29 protein-coding genes and 1 pseudogene are annotated in these 24806 nt (G+C 71.3%); 14 read left to right on the forward strand and 16 right to left on the reverse strand.

Annotated elements, in window-relative coordinates:
- Positions 1-163: 163 nt before the first annotated feature.
- Positions 164-1171: a helix-turn-helix transcriptional regulator gene (locus V2S66_RS18600; protein ID WP_330796860.1), complete on the forward strand. Its 1008-nt coding sequence runs from the start codon at positions 164-166 to the stop codon at positions 1169-1171.
- Positions 1172-1236: 65 nt separating this feature from the next.
- Here the strand turns inward: V2S66_RS18600 and V2S66_RS18605 are convergent, their stop codons facing one another.
- Positions 1237-1578 (reverse strand): STAS domain-containing protein, encoded by a 342-nt coding sequence (locus V2S66_RS18605; protein WP_330796861.1) that lies wholly within the window; start codon positions 1576-1578, stop codon positions 1237-1239.
- 139 nt (positions 1579-1717) lie between these two features.
- Between V2S66_RS18605 and V2S66_RS18610 the strand changes: the two genes are divergently transcribed.
- The 13 genes and pseudogenes from V2S66_RS18610 to V2S66_RS18675 all read left to right on the forward strand — a co-directional run bounded on the left by V2S66_RS18610 (position 1718) and on the right by V2S66_RS18675 (position 13333).
- Positions 1718-2194 (forward strand): ATP-binding protein, encoded by a 477-nt coding sequence (locus V2S66_RS18610; RefSeq protein ID WP_330796863.1) that lies wholly within the window; start codon positions 1718-1720, stop codon positions 2192-2194.
- Positions 2195-2949: 755 nt separating this feature from the next.
- On the forward strand, positions 2950-3300 hold the full coding sequence (locus V2S66_RS18615) for an STAS domain-containing protein (protein WP_330796864.1): 351 nt from the start codon (positions 2950-2952) through the stop codon (positions 3298-3300).
- A gap of 1521 nt (positions 3301-4821) precedes the next feature.
- Positions 4822-5154, forward strand: coding sequence for a transcriptional regulator (locus V2S66_RS18625; RefSeq protein WP_330796866.1), 333 nt, complete (start codon positions 4822-4824; stop codon positions 5152-5154).
- Entirely contained in the window at positions 5154-6293 is a 1140-nt protein-coding gene (locus V2S66_RS18630; RefSeq protein WP_330796868.1) for a hypothetical protein, read from the forward strand. The genes V2S66_RS18625 and V2S66_RS18630 overlap by 1 nt, the downstream gene beginning before the upstream one ends.
- Positions 6290-7030, forward strand: a complete 741-nt coding sequence (locus V2S66_RS18635; RefSeq protein WP_330796869.1) for an ATP-binding protein — start codon at positions 6290-6292, stop codon at positions 7028-7030. The genes V2S66_RS18630 and V2S66_RS18635 overlap by 4 nt, the downstream gene beginning before the upstream one ends.
- A 131-nt stretch (positions 7031-7161) precedes the next feature.
- A complete protein-coding gene (locus tag V2S66_RS18640) occupies positions 7162-7815 on the forward strand; it encodes a WhiB family transcriptional regulator (protein ID WP_330796871.1) in 654 nt (217 codons plus the stop codon).
- A 128-nt stretch (positions 7816-7943) separates the two neighbouring features.
- Positions 7944-8262, forward strand: a pseudogene (locus V2S66_RS18645) (DUF2637 domain-containing protein); the annotation flags it as partial.
- 1226 nt (positions 8263-9488) lie between these two features.
- Complete coding sequence (locus V2S66_RS18650) at positions 9489-9680, forward strand: hypothetical protein (protein ID WP_330796873.1); 192 nt, start codon at positions 9489-9491, stop codon at positions 9678-9680.
- Between the two features lie 84 nt (positions 9681-9764).
- Positions 9765-9995, forward strand: coding sequence for a hypothetical protein (locus tag V2S66_RS18655; RefSeq protein WP_330796875.1), 231 nt, complete (start codon positions 9765-9767; stop codon positions 9993-9995).
- Positions 9996-10210: 215 nt separating this feature from the next.
- Entirely contained in the window at positions 10211-10660 is a 450-nt protein-coding gene (locus V2S66_RS18660; RefSeq protein WP_330796878.1) for a plasmid mobilization protein, read from the forward strand.
- 13 nt (positions 10661-10673) lie between these two features.
- Positions 10674-12392 carry a relaxase/mobilization nuclease domain-containing protein gene (locus tag V2S66_RS18665; protein ID WP_330796880.1) on the forward strand — a complete coding sequence of 573 codons (1719 nt, stop codon included), beginning with the start codon at positions 10674-10676 and terminating at the stop codon, positions 12390-12392.
- A 113-nt stretch (positions 12393-12505) separates the two neighbouring features.
- A complete protein-coding gene (locus tag V2S66_RS18670) occupies positions 12506-12955 on the forward strand; it encodes a hypothetical protein (RefSeq protein WP_330796882.1) in 450 nt (149 codons plus the stop codon).
- A gap of 54 nt (positions 12956-13009) precedes the next feature.
- Positions 13010-13333 carry a hypothetical protein gene (locus V2S66_RS18675; protein ID WP_330796884.1) on the forward strand — a complete coding sequence of 108 codons (324 nt, stop codon included), beginning with the start codon at positions 13010-13012 and terminating at the stop codon, positions 13331-13333.
- Between the two features lie 83 nt (positions 13334-13416).
- On the opposite strand, the gene V2S66_RS18680 is transcribed toward V2S66_RS18675, so the two are convergent.
- The 15 genes from V2S66_RS18680 to V2S66_RS18750 all read right to left on the reverse strand — a co-directional run bounded on the left by V2S66_RS18680 (position 13417) and on the right by V2S66_RS18750 (position 24799).
- Complete coding sequence (locus V2S66_RS18680; protein ID WP_330797090.1) at positions 13417-14238, reverse strand: SPDY domain-containing protein; 822 nt, start codon at positions 14236-14238, stop codon at positions 13417-13419.
- Entirely contained in the window at positions 14166-14441 is a 276-nt protein-coding gene (locus V2S66_RS18685) for a hypothetical protein (RefSeq protein WP_330796886.1), read from the reverse strand. Before V2S66_RS18685 ends, V2S66_RS18680 begins: the two co-directional genes overlap by 73 nt.
- Before the next feature lie 516 nt (positions 14442-14957).
- Positions 14958-15968 carry an MSCRAMM family protein gene (locus tag V2S66_RS18690; RefSeq protein ID WP_330796888.1) on the reverse strand — a complete coding sequence of 337 codons (1011 nt, stop codon included), beginning with the start codon at positions 15966-15968 and terminating at the stop codon, positions 14958-14960.
- A 121-nt stretch (positions 15969-16089) separates the two neighbouring features.
- The gene (locus V2S66_RS18695; protein WP_330796890.1) at positions 16090-16440 is read right to left on the reverse strand and encodes a hypothetical protein; all 351 of its coding nucleotides are present in this window, start codon (positions 16438-16440) and stop codon (positions 16090-16092) included.
- 516 nt (positions 16441-16956) lie between these two features.
- The gene (locus V2S66_RS18700) at positions 16957-18111 is read right to left on the reverse strand and encodes an MFS transporter (RefSeq protein WP_330796892.1); all 1155 of its coding nucleotides are present in this window, start codon (positions 18109-18111) and stop codon (positions 16957-16959) included.
- Between the two features lie 68 nt (positions 18112-18179).
- Positions 18180-18833 carry a hypothetical protein gene (locus V2S66_RS18705; protein WP_330796894.1) on the reverse strand — a complete coding sequence of 218 codons (654 nt, stop codon included), beginning with the start codon at positions 18831-18833 and terminating at the stop codon, positions 18180-18182.
- The gene (locus V2S66_RS18710; protein ID WP_330796896.1) at positions 18830-19732 is read right to left on the reverse strand and encodes a winged helix-turn-helix transcriptional regulator; all 903 of its coding nucleotides are present in this window, start codon (positions 19730-19732) and stop codon (positions 18830-18832) included. The genes V2S66_RS18705 and V2S66_RS18710 overlap by 4 nt, the downstream gene beginning before the upstream one ends.
- Positions 19733-19792: 60 nt before the next feature.
- Positions 19793-20233, reverse strand: coding sequence for a hypothetical protein (locus tag V2S66_RS18715; protein ID WP_330796898.1), 441 nt, complete (start codon positions 20231-20233; stop codon positions 19793-19795).
- Positions 20211-20684 (reverse strand): hypothetical protein, encoded by a 474-nt coding sequence (locus tag V2S66_RS18720; protein ID WP_330796900.1) that lies wholly within the window; start codon positions 20682-20684, stop codon positions 20211-20213. The genes V2S66_RS18715 and V2S66_RS18720 overlap by 23 nt, the downstream gene beginning before the upstream one ends.
- Positions 20681-21133: a hypothetical protein gene (locus tag V2S66_RS18725; protein WP_330796901.1), complete on the reverse strand. Its 453-nt coding sequence runs from the start codon at positions 21131-21133 to the stop codon at positions 20681-20683. Before V2S66_RS18725 ends, V2S66_RS18720 begins: the two co-directional genes overlap by 4 nt.
- A gap of 223 nt (positions 21134-21356) precedes the next feature.
- A complete protein-coding gene (locus tag V2S66_RS18730) occupies positions 21357-22178 on the reverse strand; it encodes a hypothetical protein (RefSeq protein ID WP_330796902.1) in 822 nt (273 codons plus the stop codon).
- Between the two features lie 422 nt (positions 22179-22600).
- Positions 22601-23239 carry a hypothetical protein gene (locus V2S66_RS18735; protein ID WP_330796903.1) on the reverse strand — a complete coding sequence of 213 codons (639 nt, stop codon included), beginning with the start codon at positions 23237-23239 and terminating at the stop codon, positions 22601-22603.
- A gap of 41 nt (positions 23240-23280) precedes the next feature.
- Positions 23281-23526 (reverse strand): DUF3631 domain-containing protein, encoded by a 246-nt coding sequence (locus tag V2S66_RS18740; RefSeq protein WP_330796905.1) that lies wholly within the window; start codon positions 23524-23526, stop codon positions 23281-23283.
- Positions 23527-23762: 236 nt separating this feature from the next.
- On the reverse strand, positions 23763-24206 hold the full coding sequence (locus V2S66_RS18745; RefSeq protein WP_330796907.1) for a hypothetical protein: 444 nt from the start codon (positions 24204-24206) through the stop codon (positions 23763-23765).
- A complete protein-coding gene (locus V2S66_RS18750; protein ID WP_330796910.1) occupies positions 24203-24799 on the reverse strand; it encodes a DUF4913 domain-containing protein in 597 nt (198 codons plus the stop codon). The genes V2S66_RS18745 and V2S66_RS18750 overlap by 4 nt, the downstream gene beginning before the upstream one ends.
- Positions 24800-24806 lie beyond the last annotated feature (7 nt).

Raw genomic sequence — 24806 nt, forward strand, 5'->3', positions numbered from 1 at the left:
CAACAGGGCGCACCCTCTTTTGGCCGCCCCAGCGAAAGGGATCCCTGAAACCATGTCGACCAGCCCACTCGCCCCCTGCCCAGATCGGTCGCCCTCCTCTCTGACCAGCCCCCCGGTTCCAGCCCGCGCCGCCTCCTCTCGGATCAAGGACCCAGGTCCGCTGGTGTATCGCGCGTTGCGCAGTGAAGGGGGCAGCACCCTGGCCGAACTCGCCTCTCGGCTGAGCTTGCCCCCGCACGAATGCGCGCGGGCGCTGCGCGAGCTGGGGCGCCTGCACCTGGTGGAGCCGGCCGGGACCGGCGGAACGCTCGTGCCGCTGGACACCGATAGCGCACTGGTCAAGCTCTTCGAAGCCTACGAGGCCCGCGTCGAGGAGCAGATGGAGGAACTCGAGCGGTTTCAGCACAGCGTCGAGACGCTGCTTCACCAGTATCGGCCCGCGGCCATGCGCCAGAGCGTCGAGGTCGATATCGAGGTCCTGCCTGCGGGCAAGCAGCCGGCCGCCGTGCACGCCCTGGTGTCGGCCACCAGGGCAGGAAGCTGGTCGATGCATCCCGGTCCACTGCCCTCCGCCGACGTCCTCAACGCCGCACTGGCACAAGACAGGATCCTGATCGCCCGCGGGGTAGAGGTACGAGCCGTGTACGGCTTCAGCGCCGCCGCAGGCAAACGCGGCCAGCGCTACCTCGCAGCGCTTACGGCCACGGGCGTGGATGTGCGGCTCGCACCGCAACTCCCCTTCGATCTGGTGATCTTCGATTCACACACCGCCCTGCTCCCAGGGAACCCCTCCGTTCCTGCGGAATCCGCCCTGGTCCTGCGCGGCTCCCGTCTGATGCCCACCTACGTCGCCCTGTTCGAAGACGTGTGGCTGCGGGCAAGTCCCTTCAAACCGGAGCTCCCCCCCGAGGAGACTGCCGAGAGCCCCGACGACAAGCACCGCGCTGTCTTGCGGCTGCTGGCCAACGGACTGACCGACGAGCAGGTCGGACGTCGCCTGGGAATCTCCCCACGAACCGTCGGACGCACCGTCGCCGAACTCATGGAGCGCATGGGCGCCCTCAGCCGCTTCCAGATGGGCACACTGGCGGCTAGGGCGGGCCTACTCGACACGAGCCCTATCGCGAACACCCACCCGAACATCACCAGCGGCGCGGAAAACGACAGCTGAGCCGCCCAGCAATCTGCCCACCCCCGAAACCCTTCCCCTCACAGCCAGCGGAGAAGATGTCTCATTCAGATGGCTGTTGTGCGGTCTTCGGGCGGTGGTGGCGTGGCGACGCGTGCCTGCTCGACGGTGTGGAACAGCCGCAGGACGGTGTCGGCGCCTGTGAGGGAGAGCAAGCGTCCGATGCCGTCGGGCACGGCTGCGATGCGCAGGTCGGTCTGCCGGTGTGTGCTCAGGAGCAGATTCAGGAAGGTGGAGTCGCCGAAAGTGATTGCGGCGGCGTCCAGGATCACGCTCGCCCCCGCCTGGGCGGCCGCTGACATCTGCGCGCTCAGCGGCTCGATGGTGCTGGCGTCGATGTCGCCGTGCGGAGTGAGGACCGACAGTGCGGCCCGCTCGGGTGTGGCCATGCACTGAGTATGGCGGCAGCGATATCCGGCAGTGACGACGGCGTGGGCAACGTTTCGGCAACCGGTCGGTACAAGTGCGAGTCGGTGCGATGGGGCGGCCCTGGCGGGGTAGGCGCGGGGAGGGCCGATACTGTGTGCGGTGACGACGCATCGTTCCACAAGTACGGTCGGCCGGTGGCAGTGGCCGTCGCAGAGGTGGCTGGGTGAGGATCGCGTGGTGCAAGTCAGCCAGGAGTTCCGTGGTGAGACCGTCGACATCGGTGCTGCCCGGCGACTGGTAGAGGATCTGTTCGCCCGCCTGCTCGGCAAGGGGGTCGAGGTCGCCGCCCGGATCGTTGCAGACGTCCAATTGGTGGTCAGCGAGCTGGTCACCAACGCGGTCAAGTACACCGCCGGCCCGTTCGGCGTGGCTTTGCTGGCGTCCGACGCCGTCGTGGAGATCACCGTGTGGGACACCTCGACGGATGCGGTGGCGGCTATGTCCTCGGACCCGACCCGGGTGGGCAGGCACGGCCTGGAGATCGTCACCGCGCTGTGCGGCGAACTGACGATCACAGCGACGTCCGCAGGCAAGCAGATCACCGCGCAGATGTCCCTGCACACGACCGCCGCCTGAATGGGTTCTGTTCGTGAGAACCGTTCCCGGACGGATTCGACAAATCGCCGCCGCACAGGTGGGGGTGGGGTCGTTCTCCACCAGCCTGGAGAAGCGCCCGGTCAGGCTCTCCGAGACGAGTGCATTCCGCGGCCCCGCGCCAGCTCGGCAGCCCCCGCAGCCAGAGCCTTTGCCCTCAGCAGGCCGCGGACCGCGGACGCTCGTGTCGCGGACGTGGCCTCCGGCCGCCTGCGCTGCCGTCCGGAGCCGTGAACATTCGTGGACAGCTGCCGGTCGCACTGCCGCCCGAACTGCTGTCAAACGCTGCTCCTTGTCGTGTACGAAGCCACTTGTTCAGTACCGCCAGTGGAGGCGGGCGGAGGCGACGGCGGCCGCGCCGAGCATGATCACGGGAGCGGCAACGGCGCTGTCGGCGATGAGCCGTACAAGCTGTAACCGCACGCCGAGAACATGGCCTTTTATGCCGGTCGTGCCGAACGCTGTCGGGGAATCCAAAGGCCCGGAGGTGCCGTGGCTGAGTGAGTCGGACAGGACGCGGTGGTGCCCGGTTCGGGGTGGTGTAGATCGTGGGGCTTGGTTGTCGGCGTGCGACACTGGCAGGACGAGAGATTGACCGGTAACTCGCGGGTGCCGGTTCACGGGTTCCGGGAATCGCCCCCCTCACGGGCATTCGGAAACCGCCATCGCTGCCGGGACCGCTTGGTCGGGGCCCCAGCGTCTTTGGGCTCATGACCCCCTCGAAGGGGGCGCCCGTCTTGCGCATCACCACCCAGAACGATGGCGTCACCGTTGTCATACGCCCGCGCGGGGAGATCGACTTCGCCGTGCTGCCCGAGCTCCTCACCGCCGCCCACCAGCTGCCACCCGGCGTCACCCACGTCATCTGGAACATGCAGGAGGCGCGGTTCATGGACGTCGCCGCCCTTCACCTGCTCGTCCAGCAGCAACTGGAGTGCGTGGCCACGGGGAGGACGCTTGCGGTCACCGGCCTGCACTATCAGCCGCAGCGGCTGCTTGAGCTGGCGAAAGAGCTGTTCCCTGCCTGGGACTGGGACGACTTTTTGCCGCGCGACCTGCCGCTGACGCGCAGCTCCAGGGTCCGATGACGTACGCGAGCGGTGAGGGCGGTCACGCTGCCTGCGTGCGCGAGAGCGTCGGTGGTCAACTCGGCGACCACCAACAACGCGACCCCGGCTGTTATATCGGGCCGCGTTCGTCCACGACGTACTGCTCCCCGGCCAGCGCGCCCGGGCAACCGCGGGCGGCGACCTGGTGAAGGCCGGACAGCTCTCACCGGGGCGTTGCGCCGGGTGCGCCGGATCGTGCGCGAAGGGCTCCGCGACCGTGCAAAGAGGAGCACCCGAGAATCACACCTGTTGCATGGACGGCGTGACCACCTTCGCCTGCACGGCGCCCGCCGCCGCGCACGCGCCGGGGGCGGCGGCCGCCGTGCAGGGGTCAGGCAGGGGTGATGTTCTCCGCTCGGGAGCCCTTTGCCCTGGGTGAAGTCGAAGGTCACCGTCTGACCTTCGTGGAGTTCGCGGAAGCCTACGCCCTGTACAACGATGCGATCCGCACCCAGCGCCGGGGCGTGGAGGACGGTCGACAGTAGTGGTCGGAGCGGAGCCCGCGGTGCCCCTGGGGCTGATTCTTCCCGCGCCGCCGGATCCCACGGTGATGCGGGAAATCCGGCAGAAATCATTCGCTGGCCGCCGTTGGAAGCGCACTTCGGGGCGGTGCAGTCGCCGATAAGAGCTCAGCTTGAGCAGCCACAGCGGGCGCATCAGTCGAGCACCGCGGGCCCCGTTCCCCGGGTCGCGGAGGTGGAAAGCCCCGTCGCAACCGAGAAAATTCTGACATGTCCTAAACCGGACAGTTGGATGGCCACGAGCCCGAGCAGCCCTCAGCTTCGCGCCAGTACAGGCCATTTGCGCAGGTCAGCGCCTTAGAATACCCCTGGTCTCACAGAGCGGACAGCACCGACGATACGCACCTATCGGACATTTTTACGAATATGCAGGTCAGAGCGGTTCTCGCTGGTCCGTTGACAGCCCCCGGGAGCGGGTTGAAGATCAGCTCACTCCCGCTCATCCGCACCTCTGCCGCGAAGTTCACTGGCTGGGCGGGCGGTTTCCCGCTGTCTTCTACCGGAATTCAAGAGCAAGTGACGACTTTTTTCCGACCGCCCGTTGGGCCCGCTGCGAGCGGCCCGCACTACGCCGAGACGGCCCCGACCATGACCAAATACCCAGTTTCGCAGGCCAATTGGCGGTAGGCACGCTGGGGGTGGGGAGCGGCGGCGGCTCGCTTCCCGCCTTTGGGGAAGTAGAGCCAATGTCGAGGATTGTTTAGCTATGTCTAGATCTTGCTGGCGGCCCTGCGTATGTTCTTGGTCCCACCGCCGGGCACCGGGCCTGGCGGACGGCTGAAAGGAGCGGCCAGCGACCGGCCGCAGCGTCACACGACAGCATGACGACCACCATGCGAAACCGGCGACCGAGGGACAGAGTCCCTGGACGCCGGCCGCGGTGAACTCGACGCCTTGCCGGGCGCGGGTCCGCCTCACACTTCCGCACCGGCCCTTTGGACAGGGCAGCCCGGTGCGGCCTACTCAGGGAGAGTCTTGCATGCCCAAAGCCGTGCGCAAAGCGCCCCGGCACACCGCGGTGGCGCCGCGCCCCGATCACCGGGCCGGTCCACGGCCGGCAGAACTGGCGCGTCGTCTGACCGCGATGATGCCCCGCGCCGCCGTGCTGACGGTGGTCGTGCAGGGTCCGGACAAGCCCTGGCCGCATCTGGAGGTCCGCGCCCGCGACGCCGCCGGAAGGCCGGTGGGCCTCTCGCGCACCCAGCAGCTGGTGTCGGCCCGCTGGATCATCCGCGCGCACCCGGACGCCGGTTGGCAGGTCCCACGGACCTTGGACGTGCGCAGTGCCCGCCTGGGCGGTGAGGCGGCCTAGTGGCCCGCATCCGCACCATCAAGCCCGAAGCCTTCTACTCCGAGGATCTCGCCTCGGTGTCCGTCACCGCGATGCTGACGTTCTTCGGCCTGCTGACCCTGGCCGACGACGCCGGGCGCTTGCGCGCGCATCCGGCGATCATCCACGGACGGCTGTGGGCCCTTCGCCCCGAGCACACCGTCGTCCACGTGGCCGCCGACTTGGAGCAGCTCGCCGCCGCCGGGCTGATCTGCCTGTACACCGGCTGCGACGGCCGCAGGTACCTGCACATCGTGACCTGGGCCAAGCACCAGAAGATCGACCGGGCCAGCGACAGCCGCCTGCCCGCCTGCCCCACCCACGGCTCCCACGGCAAGCACGGATGCGGCGGCTGCGGCCAGACCGTCTGCACCCGCCCCCACCTCGAGCCCAGCATCCCCACCCCGGTCACCACCGGGGCACCGGCTCCGGCTCCGGCTCCGGCTCCCGCTCCCGCTCCCGCTCCGGCGGAGGCTTCCGCCGACGCGGCTCCGGCCCCCGTCGACACAGCGGAAGGCACTCCCGAAGACGTTCGTCGAGTCCTCGATCACCCGGTTTCCACCGAATCTGCGCCGGGGCCGGACACCCTGCCCGACTCGGAGGACGGCGGCGTCACCCCCGTGGGCACCGTTCCGGGCGGTGCGGGAGATTGCGCAGGTCAGACGGTATTCGCGGAAGCCTCGATGCATCCTCGCGAGGGCTCGTCGCCTGGATCTAGGATCTTGGATCCTGGATCAGTACCTGTGGGGCGCAGCGCGCCCGCGCCGGACCCCTGCCTGGTGGAGGTCTCGGCCAAGGACCTGCTGGGTGAGTACATCTCCGCCTGCAACCGCCGCCCTCCGAACAAGACGCTCGGGCACTTGGGCAAGGAGATCCGGATCCTGCTCGGAGAGGGCTTCGAGCCCGGACCGATCCGGTCGGCGCTGGAGCGGATGCGGGTCAAGGGCATGCACCCCAGCGTGCTGGCGAGCCTGGTCAACGACGTCGTGAACGCCGATCCGAAGGCGGTGGGCGCCTCCGGCGGGGGCCCATGGGCCCGCACCACCACCCCCGCCTACGTCCCCTACCAGAACCCCCACGCGCCCGCGCCCAGCAGCTTCGGCATCGGAGGACGGCGATGACCCGCGCCCGCCTGGAAGACCCCCGCCCCGTGGGTGGTGACCGCGTCGCGGCCTGGATGACCGCCAAGCTCGCCGAGCGCGGCCTCACCCTGGCCAGCAGCCCCGTCGAGCCTGAGCGTCCCGAGCCGTCGCCTGCCGAGCAGGCGGCGCAGAAACGTATCCCCTACGACTACCGGCAAGCGGTCGCCGATCACCGGCAGGTCACCGCCTGGGTGCAGCGGATCGCTGCAGCCGCCACGGCCGGGGACCTCGGCGGCCGGGGCCGGCGGGAGATCTCCCACGGGTCTTCGCTGCTGCTGTGGGGCCCGACCGGCACCGGCAAGACGCACCAGGCGTACGGGGCGATCCGCGCCCTGACCGCCGCCGGATGCGCGACGCGGTGGGACGCCACGACAGCCGCCGACCTCTACGGCCAGATGCGCCCGCGCCCTGGCATCGACGTGGAGTACCAGCTCCGCCGGATCGTGCGGGTGCCGCTTCTGCTGCTGGACGACCTCGGCGCTGCCAAGGGCAGCGAGTGGACCGAGGAGCTGACGTTCCGGCTGCTGAACTGGCGCTGCCAGAACCGGCTTCCGACGCTGATCACCACCAACCTGCCTCCCGTCCGCGAGGAATGGATGGACCGGCAGGCCCGGGTGCTGCGCGACATGGTCGGCGACCGCGTCCTGTCCCGGCTGTCGGGGATGTGCGACCCAGTCGAGTTCACCGGGCACGACCGCCGCTTCGCCGCCGCCTGACCACCACCGGCCCCATCCCTTCGCCCGCGGCCCCAGTGCCACGGCGCCCTTCGCTCCACCCGCCGGCCGGGCCTGCCCTGCGCCCCTGCGCTGCCGTCCCGCCGACCGCCACACACGACGGAGAGTTCACCTTGCGCTACATCACCACCCACGACGCCCCCGCCACCGGCCTTCGGGGGATCGGCGACACCACCTGGCAGCACCACGGCGCCTGCAACGGCCTGAAGCCGAAGGTCGCGGACCGGATCTTCTTCCCCACCGCCCGCAACTTCGCCGCTGTCGCCCAGGCCAAGACGATCTGCGCACGGTGCCCCGTCCTGGAGACCTGCCTGAACGCCGCGATCGACACCGGCACCAAGGACGGCATCTGGGGCGGCCGGACCGAAGCCGAGCGTGAGGACTCGCATGCCAGGGTCGCCCACCGCCTGGAGTACAAGCGGGTGCGCGCGGTCGTTGCCGGCCGCGACATCCCGCTGTCCACCCGGGAGCGCGCCGCTGTCGCCCGCGAAGCGGTCCTGCGCGGCTGGAGTCCTCGGCGCCTGGCCAGCGTGCTGGGCTTCAAGGTCAAGCACTGCCGCGACCTGATGGGTACAGCCCGCCACGAACTCCACCAGGCCACCGGCGGAATGATCCCCAGCACCCCGCCGTCCGCCCCCGAGCACCACGACCAGGACGACACGGAACTGGACGACATGACCACCGGTGCCGAGGAGTTCGACGCCCTCGAAGGGCCCACCGACGCCGAACTCGCCGAGCAGTCCGACGACCTCGGGCAGACCGCGTGACCAACCCTCACCACACCCCCTCCCCGTTGCCGGGCCCGGAGTCGACGCCGGTGGGCTGGTGGGACCGGGCCGCGATCATCGCCCTGGGCGGCGCCGGGTGCGCCCTGTCCTACGACGCCCTGCAGCAGATGGCCGTCGCCATCCACGTCCGCCCCCAGCTGTCCTACCTCTTCCCGCTGGTCATCGACGGGTTCATCGCCTACGGCATCCGAGCTCTGCTGGTGATGTCCACCGCCCCGCTGCGTGCCCGCCTCTATACCTGGACCCTGTTCGCCACCGCCACCACCGCCAGCATCTGGGCCAACGCCCTGCACGCCGTCCGACTCAACCAGCAAACACAGGAGAGCGGACTGCGCTTGGGCGACCACGTCGTCGCGGTCCTGTCCACCATCGCCCCGCTCGCCCTGGCCGGAGCCGTCCACCTGTACATCCTCATCACGCGCCATCACCCCGCCCGCGACACGAAGAAGGACCGGCCCGGACCGGACCGGCCCACCACGCTGGTGACGGTCCGGGCAGACCCCGACGGCACCATCCGGACCGGACCACGCGACTCCTTCCACCATCCGGTGCGCGCGGACCACACCCACGACCGCGATCTGGAAGCCGAGCGGACCGCGGACCGCGGACCGGACCCCACCGACCGACCGGACCACAGGACCAGCGGACCGGACCAGACGGGCGGACCACAGCGCGGACCAGCGGACCATGCGGAGCCCGGACCGCTCGAGCGGAGCGGCGGACCACGCGGGGACCGCGCGGACCACAACGCCGCGGGCCAAGAAGCCCCGGACCACGACGCTCCGGACCAGCCGGGCGGGGACCACCGCGGACCGGACGATCCGGGACCGGCCCTGCACAGCACCGCGACTCCCGGTGCCGAGCACAGCTTCGAGCCCGCCGACCACGACCCCGGCCTGGCCGACCGGCCACGGGACCATGCCGAAGCGCCGACCACGGAGCACCAGACAGCAACGGAGGCAGCGCTGAGCAGCAAACCGGAGGCGAAGACGCCCGATCCGGAAGAGGTTTCCGCAGCTCAACCGCCCTCTTACGGACCGGTCGCCGACCAAGAGCTCGAAGCCTCCACCCGGGAGCCGCTGTTCGCGGAACCGCCTGCGGAGGCCGGGGACCGTACGGAGGGGCGGGCGGACCAGAGCGCGGAGGCGGACCGCGGACCAGCGGACCACCCGGGGACCGCGAGCGGGGACCGGCCTCCCCGGGGGGCCGGCGGACCGGACCACCCCGCGGACCACGATCACCGCGGGAACCATCCCGGCGGACCGGGCGAGGGGACCAGCGGACCGGACCACCGTGCGGACCGCGAGCCCGGGGATAACGATGCCATCGGGGACCGCGGACCAGCGCCGGAGAGGCGGACCGGACCAGAGACCGACGGCGGGGACCAGCCGCACCCGCGGACCACGGAGCGGACCGGCACCGGACCGACCGGTGGCGCCGAGGAGGCCGGCGAGGAAGCCGGGCTCGAGGAGCTGCTCTCGATCGCGCGGGAAGCGGCCTTGTTCGAAGGCCGGTTTACCCGGCGGCTCCTTCGACCGCATCTCAACGAGGCCGGCATCCCGATCAGCAACCGGCGCTTCGCCGAACTGCAGCAGCGCCTCTACGCCGACCCAGCACTGGCGCACCTACCCCGACCCGGCCGGAGGCACTGAATGAAGACCTGCCACCGCTTCGACCTCCTCAAGGCCCACGGCGAACGCGATATCCGCATGCACAAGGCGCACGCCGCCAAGCACGCCGGCGAGCCCTCGGCCAAGCAGTCCGCCACGATGGCCGCCCTCGCCCGGCAGGGCATGGGCCGCGCACTGAGCCGGCACTACGCGAACTGCCCCGAATGCGCCTGAACCACCCCTGACATTCCCCTCCCCGCGGTGGTGGCCCGCCCCCTGGCCGGGCCACCACCGCCCCCACATCCTGGAGTTGACCGCTTGATCCCTCCCCGCCCCCGTGCCCGGACCGCGAGCTGGGCCGAAGCCTGCGTCTGGGCGGACGTCCTGGTCCGCTACGGCCTCCTGGACGCCGCGCTCCCCACGCCGAGCGGGCAGTGGCTGGTCCGGCTGTACCCGGACGGCCCGGTCGAGGTACTGAGCGGCCCATCCGCAGTCCTCGACCTGGCCGCCCACCTCCAGCACCAGAACCGAAGGATCCGCAACCGGTGACCAGCCCCGAAGAACCCGAGCCGACCAGTGAGAATCCGCAGGTCGGAGAGCCACGCCCTGCGCGAGCAAGATATAGCAAGAGCATTGCTCCCGTTGGGAGCAATGCTCTTGCGGACCCCGCCCCCGACGCGGGGGCGGGGGCGGGGGCGGGGGCCGGCCGGCACCGAGGGGCGCCGGCCGGAGGGGATGCGGCCGAGGGCGGCCTGCATCCCGTGGTGGAGGAGCCGCACACCTGCCACACCGCGAACTGCACGCACACCGCCCCCGACATCGCGCACGTGCAGCAACGTGAGCGCCAGTACGCCGAACGCAAGCGCCTGCGCCAGCCGAGCTGCCGCATGAACGACGACGAGTACCAGCTCCTGCTCCAAGCCGCCGCCGCGTGCCGCATGAGCGTCGCGACCTTCCTCGCCCGCGCCGCGATGAAAGCCGCCCGCGACCTTGAACGCACCGCCGCCGAGATCGCCACCGAACGCGAGATCATCGCCGAGCTGTTCGCCGTCCGGCGCCAGCTCGGCTACCTCGGCAACAACCTGAACCAGGTTGCCAAGGTGCTCAACTCCGGTGCCGACGCCCCCCATGCACTTGCCGTCCTGGACGCTGTGCAGCGTGCCGCAGCCCGGGTGGAGACGGCCACCGGCCGCCTCCTGCCCGAGGCCGGGTGAAGGCGGTCTCCCAATGATCCCCCAGATACACGACCACGGCTCCAACACCGGCCGCCTGCTGGCCTACCTCTACGGGCCCGGCCGCAGCGAGGAGCACACCGACCCGCACCTGGTCGCCGCCTGGGACAGCCTGGTCCGCGACCCCGGCCGCGACCCGCAGGCCACCCTGCGGTCACTGAAGGAACTCCTCGACCAGCCCGTCAACGCCCTGCCCAGGAGCAGACGGCCGGCCGAACACGTCTGGCACATCTCCATCCGCAACGCCCCCGGAGACCCCATCCTCTCCGACGGCGACTGGGCCGACATCGCCCGCCGAATGGTGGCCGCCACCGGCATCGACACCGGCAATGGAGCTGGCTGCCGGTGGGCGGCGGTCCGACACGCCGAGGACCACATCCACATCATCGCCACCCGCGTCCGCGAGGACGGACGCCAGGCCCGGCACCACAACGACGCCAAGCGCGCCCAAGCCGAAGCCCGACTCCTCGAAGTCGCCTACGGCCTGCGGCAGCTCAACCCCGGAGACGGCACCGCAGCCAGCCACCCCACCCGCGCCGAACACCACAAAGCCGAACGCACCGGCCGCGAACGCACCGCCCGCGAGGAACTGCGCGAAACGGTCCGCCGCGCGGTCGCCGGAGCGCAGGACGAGGCGGAGTTCTTCGACCGCCTTGGCCGGGCCGGCCTGCTGATCCACACCAAGGCAATGCCCTCGGGCGACCTCGCCGGATACAGCGTCGCGCTGCCTGACGATGTGAACGCCGACGGCGAGCCGGTGTTCTACTCCGGCTCGACTCTCGCTCCGGACCTGTCGCTGCCCCGGCTCCGGCAGCGCCTGGGCACCTCATCCGATGGTGACGCCGAAGAATTGCTGCCGGCATCGGCCACCGGGCGCTCCGGGTGCCGCCCGGCACCGGCGCGCCGCCGGACCGCGGAAGCCGCCTGGGCGGCGATCCTCGTCATCGACGACGGCGGCGACGGGGCGGCGGCAGCGCAGATCATGGCCGCAGGGGAGGTCCTGGACGCTCTCGCGGCGACCTCGGCCGCCCACACCCGGCGTGAACTGCGCGAAGCAGCAGCAGCGTTCGAGCGGGCGTCACGCTCCCATGTCCGTGCCGAGCGCCGGCACGGGCGGGCGCTGCGGCGGGCGGCCCGTGAGCTGGTCTACTCCGGACCCGCTCTCGGGCGGGGCGAGGACGGGGCCGGCACAGCGATGGCCATCGATATGATCTTCTTCCTGGTCATGGCGACCGCCCACTGGCACGGCCGCAAGAGCCACGCCCAGCAGGCCGCCGCCGCCCGCAAGGCCGCCGACCACCTGCGCGCCGCCTACCGCAACGCCGCCGGGCCGCCCCTTAAAGCCGCCTCTCGGCGCGGCCGTTCACTGCCCGCCCCGGTCCGAGCCCGGCAGGCCGCCGCCGTGCGCCAAGCGCTTCCGGAGTTGGCCGAGCAGATCCTGGCCGAGCCCGGCTGGTACGCGCTGGCCGCCACCCTCACCGACACCGAGCAGGCCGGCAAGGACCCGGCCCGCCTCCTCGCCCAGGCCGCCGCCCGACGGGAGCTGGGCAGCGCGGAATCCGTCAGCGATGTCCTCATCTGGCGAATACGGCGTACCGCGGGCCTTCCCGCCGACCCCACCGGACCCCGACGTCAGACGACGACCCGTACGGCAGTCCCCAACACGCCTACACAGCAACGGCGTTCCGGGCGCGATCCAGGCCGCTCCGTCTGAAGAATTCCTGAGTAGAAACCGGCCGTGACCTGCGAGAGAATTAAATTCACACCGCATGAACAGCACCGGGGAGGGCCATGTTCAACCGCCGCCGCCGCCGCAGAGCAGAAGCCATGCGACGCAAGTTCGACCAGATCGCCGCCACCGCCCTGCACCTCAGCCCGTACGACTTCGACGCACCGCTCCGCGAAGCCACCCCGGATCCCGCACCCGCACAGCCGGCCTCCGAGACCGGTGAGGACTTCCTTCCCCCCAGTCTCCGGGCGCGTGGACAGCGCCAATACAAGGGCCGGATGATGAGATTCGCCGGCTCACTGGAAATCGACGGCACGGTACGCACCTGCCCGCAATGCGGGGTCGACCGCGACTGGCTGGTGCTGTGCTCGGGACTGCACATATGGCTGCGCTGCCGCAGCGCTCACGAAACCTACGAGCCCGCCCTCAACAGCACCTGGTACGACGGAATCTGCGGCCCCATCGGCGGAACGTTCTCGACCAAGGACGAAGGGGTGACGAAGGAAGGCTTTGACGGAACGTTCTCCGGCATCACTTTCCCCGAATGATTCAGGCAGATGACATGCCAGCGCAAGCCAACTTCACCCGGAGAACTGCCGCGCATGAATCACTATGACCGACGCATAGCGACCGCCTCACGACGGGCAACTGCGGGCGGAATCAGCGCGGGGCTGATTTACGGTGTCGGCCTGTGGGCCGATCACCATCACATCCATACGGGAAGAGAAGGGACGATCCGCCAGGCCGTCTTCGGACCGGTGGCAGCGGTGCTCCGCGCGGTCGCCGCATTCGCCGTGCCGGTGGCCGTCCTGGTCCTGCTGGTCGGTGGCTCCGCGTTGTGTGTGGCCCTCGTGGTCTTCCGCAAAGAGGCTTGCCAAAGCGAACTGCCAGTGGAGGGCTCCCACCTCAAGGGACCCGATAACTGACCCAGCGGGTGCCAGGACAGAAGGAGGGCGGGCCCCAACCGGATTCCGGTTGGGGCCCGCCCTGTTTCGCTGCGAGTTCGGCCTTACACGGTGGTTACGGTGGTCAGTGGGCGGGTGGCCGGGTCGGGTGGGCCGTGCCGGGTCACGGGGCGGGGGTCGGTGAGGGCGGCGGCGAAGGCGGCGACGAGGTCGTGGGGGGTGGAGTGACTGAAGGCGGCACACCACAGGTAGCCAGCGCCCCTTTGGGGTTCGGCCCAGGCTTGCCAGCCCGGCAGGTGCGGGGTGGGGTCCTCGTCCCAGATGCCCTCGGGCAGGGTGCGCAGGGTCAGGCAGGCCACCAGGTGCGGATCCCACACGGTGCTGTCGGGATAGGTCACATCCGGTGACCAGCCGGCACCCAGCAGTTCGTCGACCACCGTGCCGTGGGCGTGCCAGCGGGCGGTGGGGTCGGGGCTGGCATCGGCGGCCAGCGCGAGGTCGGCGACGGCCTCCCCGGGCAGGCCGGACGTCAGGTAGGCGTTCCAGGACACCCGCCGCCGGTCGGGGGCGCTCCGGGCCGATACCCGCCAGGCCACGGGCAGGTCGCCCAGCAGCATGGGCTGGTCGGGCAGCACCCACTCAGCGCTGACGAGCTGGCCGGGGGCGGCGAGCAGGAGGGTCTGCTGAGCAGTGGTCCAGCCCGTCCAGCCGTTCCGCGTAAGGGTGTCGGTGACGTGGTCGGCGAGGGTGCCGTCGTCGCCGGCGAGATAGCGCGGGGAGACCAGGAAGCGGGCGGGGCCGTTCGGCGGCCGGGATGCGGGCAGGGGCGGCTCCGGGGTGTCGGGGTTCGTGCTCAGTTGTCTTCGTCGACCACGCGCAGCGGGCCGCGCCGGGTGCGGGCGGGGGGCTGGGTGAGCGGCTGCCAGCCCAGGGCCTGGGCGGCCGGCACGGGCAGGTGCTCCTGGTGCCCGTTCTCCGCGATGAAGACCATCGGTTGGCCGTTCTCGTCCGAGGCGGTGATGCCGCCGATGCCGTGGGAGAAGGGGAAGTCGGGGTTGATGGCCAGCCGTACGGCGCTGGCCGGGTCGAACGCGCGCAAGAGCTCGATCAGTTCGCCGACAGTATTCATGCGGATCCTTTCAGCGGGGGGCGTTGGGGGCGTGCGGTCCTGTTCAGTGGGGGCACTACGGCCATGTTCGGCCGCAAGAGCCGCACGGCGGCAGAAACCGCTGCGCGGCTTCGCCCGGCATCATCGTTTCGCCACTGGGCAGCACGACACGCATGGCGCCTGCTTCGTGGCTGTAGCTGTATTCACCTGGTGCCCCCGCTTCCGCCAGGAGCGCGGGGAGGCTTTTCTTCGGGAAACTGATATCCATGGCACGACCCGTACACCTCCCGCTATGTGGGGCGGTCTCGGGCCTGTTCTCCTCCGGGTAGCGGTTGACGGGAATGCGTCAATTTTGACATGACCGGAGGTGTTATTCCAGTCCGTGTGGGGTATTTTCTGTCTGCCGTCGGCGAACTCACGGGTTTCCGGATACAATAAAAGGCGGCGCCCTGATGGGCGCCGCCTATATATGCTCGCTGAATCCGCGAAGGAATTTCCGCTACGGGGCCGTTTCCGGGCCGCTGGCGGAATCCCTGGTTATTCCTTTCGCTTTACGGGCTTGCCGTGGGAGCGCCGGTAGTGGACGCCGGACAGGGCCCCGGCTCCGATGATCATGAGCAGGCCGGCGGTACCGGCGAGCCAGGTGGTGGAGTCGGCTCCGGTGTGGGCGAGTTGGGCGTGCGGGGCGGAAGCTGCCAGCGTGCTGGAAGTGGATGGCGCTGGTCCGACCGCGGATCCCGAAGGGTTCGCGGTGGGCTGGCCGCCGGAGACGGGGGCGGCAACCGGGGCGGAGGGCGATGGTGTTGTGGGTTCGTTGGTCGGCGGGGTGGCCGGTGGTGTGGTGGGCGGCGGGGTGGTGTCGGTGAGGGTGATGGCGATCAGTCCGGCGGGTTCGGCGCGGACGGTGACGGGCTTGCCGTGGGCGGGGGCGCCGTGCGGGCCGGAGCGTTCGGTGACGGTGTAGATGGTGCCGGTGCGGGCGGTGACCGGCAGGCTGACCTGGGCGCTTCCCGACGGGCCGGTGGTGAGCGTGAACGCCTTGCCGGTGCTGCTGGTGACGGCGATGAAGGCGCCGGGGACCGGCTTGCGGGCACGGTCGGTCAGGTGGACGCTCAGACCGGCCGGGGTGAACGGGTCGGTCACCGTGACCGGCACGGTGACGCCGTCGGGAACCACGACGTCGCGGTCGGGACCGGGCTGGACGGAAGCGGAGCCGGTCGCGGTCTGCCGCAGGTGGTAGACGCCCGCGGGCAGTTCGGGGAAGCCGAGGGTGCCGTCGGCGCCGGTGGTGCCGGTGGCCGAGGTCGTCCCGGCCAGGTCGGTCAGGGTGAACGCGGCGCCGGCCACGGGCGTCCCGTCGGTAGCGGTGACGGTCAGGCTGATGCCGCCGGGCACCACGACGCGGGGCACGGCCGTGCGTGGGGCGGTCGGGCTGGGTGCCGGGGTGGTGGCGGAGGCTGGGGGCTGGGTGAGGAGCGAAAGGGCGGTGGCGGTCAGGGCGAGGGCGAGGGCGCCGGAGCGCAGCACAAGGTGGCGGGGGCGGTGCACGGAGAAGGGGTCTCCCGGAGTCGGATGAACAGGCGAAGGAGCTTGGTGTGAACGGCTGCCGGACTGCTGGTCAGCGCGACCGCTCGGAGGGGTGCATAGGTGGCAGCAGTCGTCGGCTGCTTCATCGGGGCCGGCGGGGTGTCCGGCCGGCCGGCGGGGTGGGCAGCGCGGTCACGCCGCGGACCCGGCTTCGCCGGGTTGGGCCCGGGGTGTAGGGCGGGATGCTGGTGTTGAACCACATCTGCACGTAGTGGCTGAGCGCCTCCTGCAGGCCGGTGAAGTCACCCTCGGCCCACGGCGGACCTTCTGATGAGCCGTCGCGGATAGTGCCGGGTCTGAGGTTGATGTGGCCCTCGGCGCGCAGGCGTTCGTCGCGGGCGGTGAAAGTCCCGTGGTCGGCGAAGGCCAGGTGGTGGCTGTCGATGGGGCCGTGGTCGGGGTGGATCACGGCCAGGTGCAAACCGCTGTACACGCGCTCTCGGATGGTCGGTGAAAAGCGGATCCGCAGCCGCAGCGGAGCTGCCGCGGCAGGGGCGGCGTAGAAGGTGTTACCGATGACGACAGCGGCGTCCAGGGGCAGGTCAAGGGTGTGGGTGAAAAAGTCGGTCGCGTGCAGCGCTACGGGAGACCTCCAGAGGTTGACGGGTTCACCGGCGCGGCTCCGGCGCTGGCCCCACACCAGCGGCAGCAGATGCTCCGGGCGGCAGGTGCTGGGTCGTGGTGCTGGTGGACCAGCGCGGCACGCTGACCGCGCCGTGCCGGAGCCTGGCGGCGCTGCCGGCGCGCGACCTCCAGCGGTGTCGGCACCGACGCCATTTCCGGCACAGGAGCAGGGAGGTGGAGCGGGGTGGCGTACGAGGCGTCGCGGACCGTGCGCTGCTGCCGCGCGAATCCACTGGTGTTACGGGGAGTTGCGGTCACAGATGCTTTCTGTCGAAGGGGCAGGACGGGCGGGAACTGATGAGGGAGCGGTGGAAGACGGCTGAGGTCAGCCCGGTGAGCTGGCAGCCCGATGGGGTGTAAAAGCTTTGCGGGCTTTGGCGAACGCCGCTGCCAGAGCGATGGCCTGGAGGACAGCCAAGCCGGTCAGGAGCTGGCCGAGGGCAGCGGGCGGGGTGCAGGCGACCAGAACACCGGCCAGCGGGAACGGCAGGAGCAGAATGAGAATCGTGACGGCCAGGGTCGGGGCGAACGCCTGCTCGGGGACGAGCTGGGAACGCAGAGTCCGCAGCACCACGGTCATCCCAGCTTCGGAGGCCATCAGGACCGCGACCAGCACCGTGTAGGCGGGGAAGCCATGGGCTTGGGCGACACCGAGGCAGGCGGCGGACGCCACGGCCGCGGACAGCGCGCCGACCGGCCACAGCCCCCAACGGTCGATCGCCGGACGGCTGGCCGCCACCACGAGCAGCGTCGCGGCGGCGGCCACTGACCACACCGCGCCCACCGAGGCACTGGAATGCCCCCAGTTCCTGACGACGATCACCGGAGCGGCGGCCTCCAGCGTGCCGGTGGCGAGATTGGAGACAGCGAGGCCGGCGATCAGCCACGCAAGTGCGGGCAGCGCCTTCAACGTCGCCCAGCCCGACACGGCGGGCGCCGCAGCGCCGTCGCGGAACCCCGGGCCTCGGGACGCAAGTCCGGTCGGAACGGTAGCGGCGGCTGTCGCGGACATCGCGGCGACCGCGCCGAGGAGCGAGCCGGGTCCGGCCCATTGCAGGAGCGCTGCGCCGGCTGCGGGTCCGGCGAGCATGGCTCCCTGGTCGATGCCCAGCAGCACGCCCTGCACCCGGTGCGGGCGGGTGGTTGCCTGGCTGGCGGTGGCACCCGCGGTCTCGGCGGCGACGTAACTGAACTGCGAGAGCACCCCGTTCAGCACGGCCAGAGCCATCACCGTCGCCGTCGTGGCCGCCCCGCTGGCCGCTCCGGCCAGCACCAGGATCGCCGCCAGGAGGACCAATGCGCGGATGGCAGCCGCCATCCTCATGACCTGGCCGGCGCCGTGGCGGGCGACCAGGGCCCCGGCCCGCCGGAAGGAGGCGAGCCGGGGCACCCATTCCAGCGCGAACGCCAGGCCGGTCAGGGTGGCCGAGTCGGTGGTGGCCAGGACCAGCAGCGGCAGGGTGAACGTGGCGGTCGCCATCGCTCCGGCGTCCGCCGCCCGCGGCAGGTACACCCCCCGCCACAGGCCGTCCGGGGAAGCCGAAACGCTCAAGCGGACCGCCGGGCCGCCGGTGTCCGGGAGGGGCCGGGGATGGTGGTGCGCAGCCCTGGCCGGGTGTCGGTGCGGCGCTGGAGCAGGCCGGCGTGGGCGCGTGCCCAGGATGTCAGCGCGGTGAGCGGGCCGCGCAGGTCCTGCCCGGCGGCGGTCAGGGCGGGTTCGCCGTCGCGCATCACGTACATGAAGCCGTTCTCGGTCAGGCTCCGCTCAGCCTCCGCATCCACGCCAACGGCACGGTCCGGGCCGGCGGTGGCCAGCACGGTGAGCAGGTCCCGGTCGCGCAGCAGCCGCAGACCGGCCTCGACCCGGGTGACGAAGTCGCCCTCCTCGGCGGGGAAGTGGTGCTTGCGGGCCCAGCGGGACAGCGCGTCGTGGACATCGCCGAGCCCCTCGCCCGCAGTGGTGAGGACGTAGCAGTCACGTCCGGAGTCCTTGCCGTAGGCGACCAGGCCCCGGTCGCGCAGCGCCCGCAACCCGTACGTGTACTGGTCGTGGGTGAGGTCCGAGAAGGTGCCGGCAACCAGGCCGAGCGGCACGGGCCCGTGGTCGGTCAGCTCGGCGGTCAGGCGGGTGGTCCACTGGCGCCCCAGCAGCTCGGCGGCGGCAACGACCAGATCGGTGGTGGAGGAGGGTCGCTTGCTCATCGGCCACGCCCGCCCGTCGCACCGGCACCGGCCAGCGGCGCGGAGGGGCCGCCGTGGGAGAACAGGACTCCTGACCGCCACTTAGCGCCGGGTCCAGGGGCGGTCGACAGCGCGGGACCGGGGGCGGGGATCGTCACCCCCGCCAGAGCAACGGGCCGGCGGGGGGCCGCCGGGCGGACCAGTCCCTCCTCCTGCTGTTCCTCCATCGTCCAGATGGGGTGCTTGCGTGCCGAGGAGGCGGGGCGGCCTGCCGCCCAGGCCGACAGCGCCCGGAACACGGGCGCGAGGGAGCGGCCGTGGTCGGTGAGGCGGTAGCCGCGGCTGCCGGTCCGCTCGGCGAACTCGTCGTCGACCAGCTGGCCCAGCGGCGCGTACAGCCGCCCCGCGGTCAGCGATCCCGGCAGAATCTGGGCGAGTTCGGAGCCGGTCGCGGTACCTGCGGCCCGCAGGCCCCACATCACCGCGGCGGTGTGCCGGGTGGTGATCAGCGCGAGGGTGTCCTCGGCGTTCTGGGCGGCCGGTATCCGCTCCGGCTCGAACATCCCCGGCAACGCCTTGCTGGGGACCTTCCGCTTCTCCAGCCGGGCGTCGCCCCACGCGACAAGCTCACGCAGGGCCGGGGCGATGGCCTGGCCCCGATCGGTCAGCCGGTAGGAGACATTGCGGGCGCTGACCGCCTCGCGTGCCACCAGGCCGTCCGCGGTGAGGGCCTTCAAACGGGGGCTGAGCTGGCCGTCGGCCAGCAGCGCCAAACGCGGCTTGATCTCTGTGTAACGCAGCAGCTGATCGGACAGGGACATCAGCGTCCACACGCTCCAGCGCGGAGCGAGCATCTCCAGCGCTTGGGTGACACGGTTCAGGTCGGCGACAGCGGCACGGGACAGACCGGTGGCGGTCAAGAAGAAAACACACTCCTGGTGAAGGGGACTGGGATACGCGGTGTTGGGCGGGAAGTTGGTTCAGCGGGTGCGGAGCAGGTCCGCGGGCTGGGCGGGGCCGGCGACCAGGGCTGCGGGCTGGGCGGGGCCGGCGGCCAGGTCTGCAGGTTGTGCCGGCACGGGCATCGGGTCGCGGCGGCGCAGGCCGTCCAGGACCGCGGTCGCGGCGGCGAGGTGAGCGGTGCGGGCGGTGACCGCAATCGCCAGGCGCTGGGCGGTATCCAGCAGGTGGCGGGCGGTGGAGTCGTCGATCTCCCGCCCGGGGTCGCTCAGTTGGCGGAGCCGGTCGCGGTGGTAGGCGATGGTGCGCTCGGCGAAGTCGGTATCGGTGTGCAGCCGCACAACGGCGCCGAGCATGGTGCTACCGGGATGCTCCTCGGCCTCCTGGCGCAGCTCGCCGAGCGGCTGGCCCCACAGGGCCTCGATACGGGAGGCGAGGTCAGCGGCGGTGACGGCCGGCACCCGCCTCCACCACCGGCTCCCCGGCCGGCCCCGGGCGGGCGGTCAGCCGGCCGTCGGGTGCCGAGATCGCGGCGATCTTGGACTGGGTGAACTGCACCGGCCGACGATTCGGCGGGGAGGCCGCCGGCGTGACAGCCAGCAGTTCTTGGAGCGTGCGCCGGTATGTGCGGCCCGTCTCCAGCGCCGCCTCCAGCAACGCGGTCTGGAACCGCAGATGCTGCGGATCCGCGCCGTACAGGTCACCGGCCGGGTCGACGGCAAGGCGGATGCGGTGACAGATCTTGGCTGCCTGGTCCTCGACCAGGGCCAGGAACGAGCGCAGTTCGAGGACGCGCTGCACCGCGGGTTCCGCAGTGCCCGCCACCGCCTGCGTATACAGCACGGTCAGCGGCCGGCCGAGGGCTTCGACGATGGCGGTGTCCTGGGTGGTGGGCATCTCAGCGGCGTTCATCGGCGCACCCCCGTTGTCGGTGCGGACGCCGGGGTGGCCGGTCGGGGCGGCATGCTGGTGGTCAGGGCGGGCGGGCGCCGCACCCCCAGCGACTCACCCCTGGCGGCCTGGTTCTGCTTGCCGGGGGCGTCCGGGTTGAGCAGGAAGCGGACGACCAGAGCCCGCCCGTCCCGGACGGTCACTGCGGCGTCCACCGTTGCCGCCAGCATCATCTGGTCCTCGGTCAGCGGCGCGGTGTCGCCGGTGGCCAGGACGTCCACCAGGGCGTTCTCGGCGTCTTCCAGGAATTTCTGGGCTTCGGTGACCTGGTCGTACCAGCGCAGCACCTCGCTCGCGCCCGGGGCCCGTTCGGGCTGGGTGGCCGTCAGGGTGCGCAGGTCGCCCAGGCTGTGGCCGAAGCGCTCGCGGACCTCGGCCGCGAGCACCTCCAGCACCCCGTCGGCGTCCACCGGTGCTGGGGCCGGCGCGGTGGGGACGGGTTCGTGTGGCGGCGGAATGCTTCCCGGAGCAGTGAACGTGGGGAATTGACGCATGCGGAAATGGCCTCCTGGCAGAGGTGGTGGGCAAGGGGGAATTTCATGTGCCGCGGGTGCGGCGGGGGACGGTTCTATGATCCGAAGAAAACGCGTTTTGCCTGACGGTATTTTCCGTGCTATCTACCGGCGCGGGACGTCAGCGGCGCGGGCCCGAAGCCCCCGGCGGCGGAGGAACCGCAGGCCGGGAGGCTGCGCCGGGCCGGGAAGTGCGCAGTGCTGGAGGAAGCGGTCCGGGGCGCTCGTCCAGCCATTCCTGCGCGGCGTCCTCATCGGCGAATCCGCCTTCGCGCAGGGTGTAGGTGCCGGCACCGATAACCGCCAATTCGATGAAAATGCGCACCGGAGTACCGGCTGAATCCGGGTGCGTATCGCGCAGCATCGCCCAGGACTCGAACGGGCCGCCGTCGTCGGTGTAGTGGTCGAGGAGCGTGTACCGGCCGGGCGACGTCCGCAGGTGCGTCTCCAGCGCGGCGCTCTGCTGGTCGGCGGGCTGGCTGGCGCGTTCGGGCGGCAGCACGATGGCCTCGGGCGGGCACCCCCGGGCGACCAGCCACTGCTGGGCCAGCCCCACCATCGGCAGGGCTGCCGTGTCGAAGTCGAACGTCCGCCACATCGGGTCGCGGACGACGTGCACGGCCACGAGATTGGCGGTGCCGGGGATGTCCCAGGTGGCCGAGGAGTCGAACAGCACCGCGAAGCTCTCGTAACCCTTGTGACAGCTCGTCAGTAGGACGTACTCAGGCTCGTTGAGCAGGAACGTGTGCAGGCGGTCCGTTGTCTCGCCGGCGGCCTTGAAGCCCTTGGTCCGCAGCGCGCGGCTGAAGATGAACTTCCGCGAGGGCCGCTGACGGTCATCCGCGGTCGTGCCGGCGGCGGGCCCAACCTCGTCGGCGGGGAAAAGGGAGTCCGGATCGGGTAGGCGGCCTTCCCCGGGCCGGTTGCTGTCAGGGTTGGGCATGGTCCTCCGGGAAGGTCAGGGACAAGGAGAAGAAGCACGCTCCGCGGCGGGGGGTCGCCGTGACCCGGCGGCGAGTTGCGCGTCCAGCAGCCTCGACAGCTCCCGGAACGTGGCGTCGCGGCGATCTGCCTGCCGGGCCAGCAGCCCCCGAAGCTCGGCGGTGCGGGCCGGCGGGTGGGGGCGGGAGGTCAGCCGGGCCCGGGTCACCGCAGCGTCTTCCGCAGCTTGCAGGACGGCGGTGTACAGGCCCAAGGCCCGCTTACGCCGGGCCCTCTCGCGCGGCGAACCCTCGTCCTCATCGTGCGGGGGCCACAGCATCTCGATCAGTTCGGCGGCCTGCCGCAGGCGCTGCCGGAACGACGGCTGCCCGGAAGCGGACAGGTTCTTGTGGTGGTGCGTCGTGGGGTTGATCGCTTCTCCAGTCAGCGGCGAAGGGCAGCCTGCAGCGGCATGCCCGAGGGCGGCCGGGCCGCACGGGCGGGAGCCGGGCCGATCAGCGTCCGGCGGCCGAGGGCGGTCAGGGCAACCGGCTGGCCGGCGTGCAGCGGATGGGCACGGTCGACCTCGACGAGACCGGCCTCCTCCAGCCGCTGCAGAGCCGGGAAGGGCAGCCTGGTGCCGGAGGCGGTCACCACCGACAGCCGCTGCGTGACCACGTGCTGGTGGAGGCGGGCCCCGCGCACCAGGCCCAGCAGGTGGGCGAAGTCCGGCGCGGTCAGGTCCGGCAGTTCCCCCTCGTCCCGGGATTGCGCCGCATTCTCCAGCGGCGCCAGCACCGCGGCCGTGGCGTCCAGGTGCGCGTCGCGCCGGGTGACGGCGTCGGTGAGGTGGCGCATCACCCGGGTCAGGCGTTCCAGCAGCGCCTGACCCGCCAGGTCTTCGCTGCCGCTGAGCTGGTGCAGGCGCCCCAGGTGATAAGCGACATCGGCCTCTTCACCGGCCAGGGCCTGGTGAGCTTCGGCGAGGGCGGTCAGGCCGGGGGGAAGCAGCCTGTCGGCGTGGTGGCGCTGCAGCTGCAGGCCGGTGTATCCGGTCAGCGCGTGGATACGGTCGTCCAGCACCGTGGGAGCCGGAGGTGAAGTGGGCGCAAGCGAACGGCTGTTCAGCGGTACGCTCCCGCCTCGGCCGCCAGCAGGGCACTGAGCCGGTAGGACTTGCGGCGCCGCCCATCGGGCAACGTGGCGTCCCGGGTGGTCACCTCGTACGGGGCAAGAAGGTGAGCGAGCCGGGCCTGGGTGAGATCGGCGAACCGCCACCTTCCGACCGCGAACCCGGGTGCGTGCCGCAGCAGGGCAACCAGGTCCCCCGAGGCCACCGCCTCGGGATCGCCCAGTTCCTCGAACGCCACCAAGCACGCCTCCACGATGCCCACCGGCGGCGAACCGGCCGGCCGATACGGGACGTCGGGCCTGCCGGCTCCCGGGTGGTCGCTGGAGTCCGGGTCGAGGAGGTCGCTGAGGAGATCGGCCGCGAGCGAGAGGACCCCGCAGCATCCGGCGGGATCCGGTGCACCGGGCCGTTGCCGGTCGCCGCAGCACCGGGCGGGCCTGAGCAGGTCAGCGGGAACGCGGTGGGTGGAGCAGGTCAACGACTTGAGCCTTTCGCAGGGGTCAGAGCGGAGGGAAGAGGAACCAGGTGCGGGCGGGGAGTTGTGGTGACCTGGGGTGAGCGGGCTCGGGCGGCGTGCGCGAGGGCGCTGAGCGGCTGCCGGTCCAGGCCGAGGCGGGAGGCGACCGCGGTGTAGACGTCGAAGCGGGCCCGAGGTCGGACCGCCGCGATGAACACCTCCCGGGCATGCTGCTGCGCCACTGGGGCGGGGCGCAGTTCATAGACCAGGCGCCAGCGCGGATCCAGCGCGACGCTGCGGAACCCTAGGAGCGTGCCGCCCAGTTCCTCACCCTGCACCTCGCCGCCCAGGACGGTCGACAGGCATTCCAGCGCGGCGGTGCAGATCTCGGGCGGCGCGAGCAGCAGGTCGTCCACCACCCGGGGGTCAACGGCCAGGCCGAAGCGGGGTTCCCCGTTCACGCCGCCACCCCGTTCTCAGCCGGCTGCTCGTCGCCGGGGGTGGGCACGGGGCCAGGGCTGGGCAGGATCCGGTGGGAGGGCCGGTCCAGGCTGGTCATGCACGCGCTGAGCGGGCCTCCGGGCGCGCGGATCGCGGCCATGGTGTGGGTGAGGAAGTCCCGGTGCCACACCGCCGGGCCGCTGAGTCCGGCCTCGGGGTCGGTGTGCTGCTGATACGCCATCCACAACGCGTGCAGCCACCCGACGACATCCAGGTGCTCGGCCCACTGCCGGCACCACGGCATCGCCGTGGACACCTCCGCGCCGTAGGTCGGCAGCAGGAAGTCGTGCACCCAGTCCGAGAGCGCGTCCAGCTCGGCCTCGAACGCGACAGCGTCCAAAGTGAGGATGAACCGCGGCTCCGGTGCCGCGACAGGAAGCGGCAGGCCCGGCGTCATGCCCGGGGTGAACCTGGCGTAGGGCAGGGCCGAGTCGTCCGGGGCGGCCGAAAGGGAGTCCAGCAGCCGGGCCTGCTGCTCGGACTCGGCCATCAGCCGGCGGACACTGGCCTCCAGGCCCTCCACCCCCCGGCCGGGAAATCGCAGAGGCTCCATTTCCCCC

This window comes from Actinacidiphila polyblastidii (genome assembly GCF_036353415.1).
GTDB lineage: Bacteria > Actinomycetota > Actinomycetes > Streptomycetales > Streptomycetaceae > Actinacidiphila > Actinacidiphila polyblastidii.